6 protein-coding genes and 1 rRNA gene are annotated in these 3,642 nt (G+C 30.9%); all 7 read right to left on the bottom strand.

The features are described from left to right. Window positions 1-338: ribosomal RNA gene (locus J6Y29_05935) — 16S ribosomal RNA — on the bottom strand; the annotation flags it as partial. Window positions 339-612: 274 nt separating this feature from the next. Beyond that, window positions 613-1,203: a uracil-DNA glycosylase gene (locus J6Y29_05930; GenBank protein MBP5427407.1), complete on the bottom strand. Its 591-nt coding sequence runs from the start codon at window positions 1,201-1,203 to the stop codon at window positions 613-615. Beyond that, window positions 1,197-1,751: a uracil-DNA glycosylase gene (locus J6Y29_05925; protein ID MBP5427406.1), complete on the bottom strand. Its 555-nt coding sequence runs from the start codon at window positions 1,749-1,751 to the stop codon at window positions 1,197-1,199. The genes J6Y29_05930 and J6Y29_05925 overlap by 7 nt, the downstream gene beginning before the upstream one ends. 10 nt (window positions 1,752-1,761) lie before the next feature. Further along, entirely contained in the window at window positions 1,762-2,391 is a 630-nt protein-coding gene (locus tag J6Y29_05920) for a radical SAM protein (GenBank protein ID MBP5427405.1), read from the bottom strand. Window positions 2,392-2,410: 19 nt separating this feature from the next. Continuing rightward, a complete protein-coding gene (gene queD / locus J6Y29_05915) occupies window positions 2,411-2,767 on the bottom strand; it encodes a 6-carboxytetrahydropterin synthase QueD (protein ID MBP5427404.1) in 357 nt (118 codons plus the stop codon). 12 nt (window positions 2,768-2,779) lie between these two features. Further along, window positions 2,780-3,457, bottom strand: a complete 678-nt coding sequence (queC, locus tag J6Y29_05910; protein ID MBP5427403.1) for a 7-cyano-7-deazaguanine synthase QueC — start codon at window positions 3,455-3,457, stop codon at window positions 2,780-2,782. Beyond that, window positions 3,457-3,642: 2-hydroxyglutaryl-CoA dehydratase (locus J6Y29_05905; GenBank protein ID MBP5427402.1), on the bottom strand; the 186-nt coding region annotated here is incomplete at its 5' end. The genes queC and J6Y29_05905, both read right to left, overlap by 1 nt.

Raw genomic sequence — 3,642 nt, 5'->3', positions numbered from 1 at the left:
AGGAGTCTGGACCGTCTCTCAGTTCCAATGTGGCCGTTCAACCTCTCAGTTCGGCTATCGATCGTTGCCTTGGTAGGCCTTTACCCCACCAACTAGCTAATCGAACATGAGTCCATCTTTTACCGGATTTCTCCTTTCCTCCTAGTATGATGCCATACTAAGTTATTATGCGGTATTAGCACCCATTTCTAAGTGTTATCCCCCTGTATAAGGCAGGTTACTCATGTATTACTCACCCGTCCGCCACTAACTTACTATTGCTAGTATGTTCGTTCGACTTGCATGTGTTAGGCACGCCGCCAGCGTTCGTCCTGAGCCAGGATCAAACTCTCTAATAAAATTTTATTTTATATGAGTTCTTTCTTTGCTCATTTTCTCACTTTTGTTCGTGTTAAAGTACATTTTCTCAAATTCTTTTACGAGTCTTGATTATCTTTATACTGTTTACTTTTCAATGTCCATTCTTGCTTTGTTTTTCAGTCTTTCGTGACTGCTCTGATAATATACCATCATTTAAGGTTATGTTGCAACTTTATTTTTGTTTGTTTTAGGTGTTTATTTTAATTTACGTTTTTAATACTCTCTTATTTTGCTTTTTTAGTATTTTTTTCTTCAATTTTCGCCGTTCTTTATAATGTTTGAAAATTGTATCATATCGTTTAAATAAACGTCTTTTAAGCTTCTATTATAAATTATACTAGCAGGATGGTATAATGGGAAAATCATATAGTTTTTGCTTTTTATACTAATATCTCTCAATGTACCATGTACATCACCTATATTTGTACTTTTATCATTTGTTACTGCCTTTAATGGCACATTTCCCAATGTAACTATATACTTTGGATTTATTATATCTATTTCCTTATACAGATACTCTAAGTTTAATTCTAAATCTTTAGCTGTTGTTGGTCTATTTACCACCCTACCAGATTTAGGATTTATCTTAGAAAGTCTATACTTTATAGTATTAGTTATATAAATATCCTTTCTATCAACCTTTATATTATCTAAAAAAAAGGACAAATTCTTGCCTGCCATCCCAACAAATGGCTTACCTTGCAATACTTCATCCTTTCCTGGTGCTTCACCTATTAAAAATATTTCTGCATCTATATTTCCTTCTCCAACTACCACTTCAAAATCCTTGAATTTTTCCTTGTACTCTTTATATAGTTTGTCTATTCTATTCTGTTTTAACATAATTCCCCCATTTTTAGCTTGACTTTTTTGAAATCTTCCCACATTGGTGCCTTTTTTGTTATATCTCTTAATAATGCCGCAGGGTGATATGTGGGCATTATTAAGACATTCTTTCTTTGTATCCAATTACCTCTTATTTTTGTTATTTGGATATTTTTATCTATAATATGCTTAGCTGCAGTACTCCCCAGGCAAACTATTATTTTAGGATTTTGCAAATATACTTGATTTCTTAAGTAATTAATACATGCTTCCGCTTCATCTTTATTTGGTACCCTATTATTTGGTGGTCTGCATTTTACAATATTTGCAATATAGATATCTTGTTGTGATATTTCCATGGCACAAAGTAACAAATCCAAAAGCTTTCCTGCTTGTCCTACAAAAGGCTTACCTTGCAAATCCTCCTGTTCTCCTGGTCCTTCACCCACCAACAAAACTTTCGCATTTTTATTCCCTCTTCCAAAAACCACATTATGCCTAGACTTTGCTAATTCACAGTTTCTACAATTATTGCATATGTACTCTAATTCTTCCCATGTCTTTATCACAAAAAATCTACACTCCTCGTTTATTTTTATCCCATATTATTTTATGTATTTGTAACTGAAATCTAATATTTAGCTTATCTTCTAATATCCATTCAACTAAATCTTTATATTCAATTTCGTTAAATACCGGAGACATTATCATATCTCCATGCTTATAATACTTTGTTATAACATATTTTGCTAAGTCATAATCTTGTCTATTTGCTATAACAAATTTTATTTCGTCTTTATCTGTTAGATACCTAAAATTATCAAAATGCATCTTTTCAAAACATTCTGATGTTCTTAGCTTTATATCCATAATAAATCTTTGATTTGCTAATAATTTAATATTACTTAAGTCAATTGATCCATTTGTTTCTATTGACACTTCATAATCCTTTAATCTATCTAGTAAATCCTGTATATCTTCTTGTAACAACGGTTCTCCACCTGTAAGACACACTCTTTTATAACTAAAACTTTCTATTTTAGACATAATTTCAGATATTGTCATTTCTATTCCTTCAGTATAAGCATATTTAGTATCACAATAGCTACACCTTAAATTACACCCTGTAAATCTTACAAATATTGTCGGTTTACCTATTGATGAACTTTCTCCTTGTATACTTAAAAAAATCTCATTTACTTTCATAAACGTACTACTTCCTTTTTTACTCTATTGTGGCAAAACTTGTTGGTGTTTCCCATAAAACTATTTTCTTAATTTTGTATTCTTTGCCACTAAACATTCTATTACATTCATCCCATATCCATTTTACCATCATTTCGCAAGTTGGATTAAAATTGAATACTTGATTTAAGTATTTATGGTCTAGTTTCTTTATAATATTTTCTTTAACTAATGAACTTAATTCTGTAAAGTCACAAACCATACCTATCTCATTTATTTCACCTGTCACTGTTACTTCTAACTTATATGTATGTCCATGTAAATTTTTACATATACCTTCGTAATTTAGTAAGTTATGAGCACTGTCGAATGTAAATATTTTTGTTACACTTATCACTTTATTTTCCTCCTACTTTAAATTAACATCGTTTTCATAAGGAATTGGGTCTATTAATCCCGCTTCTTTAAATCCTCTTAATCTTAATGTACAGCTATCACATACTCCACAAGCTTTTTCTTTTCCATTATAGCAACTTGTTGAATATTGTAATGGTGCACCTACTTCTTTTGCTAATTTTACTATTTCTCCCTTTGATAAATTAAGTAAAGGTGTTTCTATTTTTATTGGATTTCCTTCTACTCCTCTTTTTGTTCCTACATTTATCATATTTTGAAATGCCTCTATAAATTCTTTTCTGCAATCTGGATAACCACTATAATCAACAGCATTTACTCCTATAAAAATTGCATCTGCACCTACTACTTCTGCATATCCTGTAGCATAACTTAAAAAGATTATGTTTCTTGCGGGAACATATGTAACTGGTATTTCTCCATCTCCTTCAAATTTAGGTACACTAATATTCATGTCTGTTAGTGCACTTCCTCCTACATTATCCATTTTTATTATTTTGTGAGTCTTGACATTGAAATGTTTTACAACTTTTTTTGCACACTCTAATTCTCTGTTTAGTCTTTGTCCATAATCAAAAGATATTGGATATACCTCATATCCATTCTTAATTGCATAAGATATACATGTTGTGCTGTCTAATCCACCTGATAATAAAATAACTGCCTTTTTCATTATTTTTCCTCCTTTAAAAATCCATATACTGCACACCCTATAGCTCCATTTAACTGTGTAAATTGTGGCACTATAACTTCTTTATATATATTTTCATTTTTTATAAACTTAATAAAAGCACTATTTTTGGCAACTCCTCCTGTAACTACTAGTGTATCCGCACTAAAGCTTAATAGCTTCGGCTT

Source organism: Clostridiales bacterium, from assembly GCA_017961515.1.
GTDB lineage: Bacteria > Bacillota > Clostridia > Acetivibrionales > RGIG10202 > RGIG10202.
Note: the sequence above shows the minus strand (reverse complement) of the source record. Positions and strands in the feature narration are given on the sequence as shown.

Coding starts and splice junctions, on each gene's coding strand:
- J6Y29_05930 (MBP5427407.1), bottom strand. CDS start 1,203: ATGTTAAAACAGAATAGAATAGACAAACTATATAAAGAGTACAAGGAA.
- J6Y29_05920 (MBP5427405.1), bottom strand. CDS start 2,391: ATGAAAGTAAATGAGATTTTTTTAAGTATACAAGGAGAAAGTTCATCA.
- queC (MBP5427403.1), bottom strand. CDS start 3,457: ATGAAAAAGGCAGTTATTTTATTATCAGGTGGATTAGACAGCACAACA.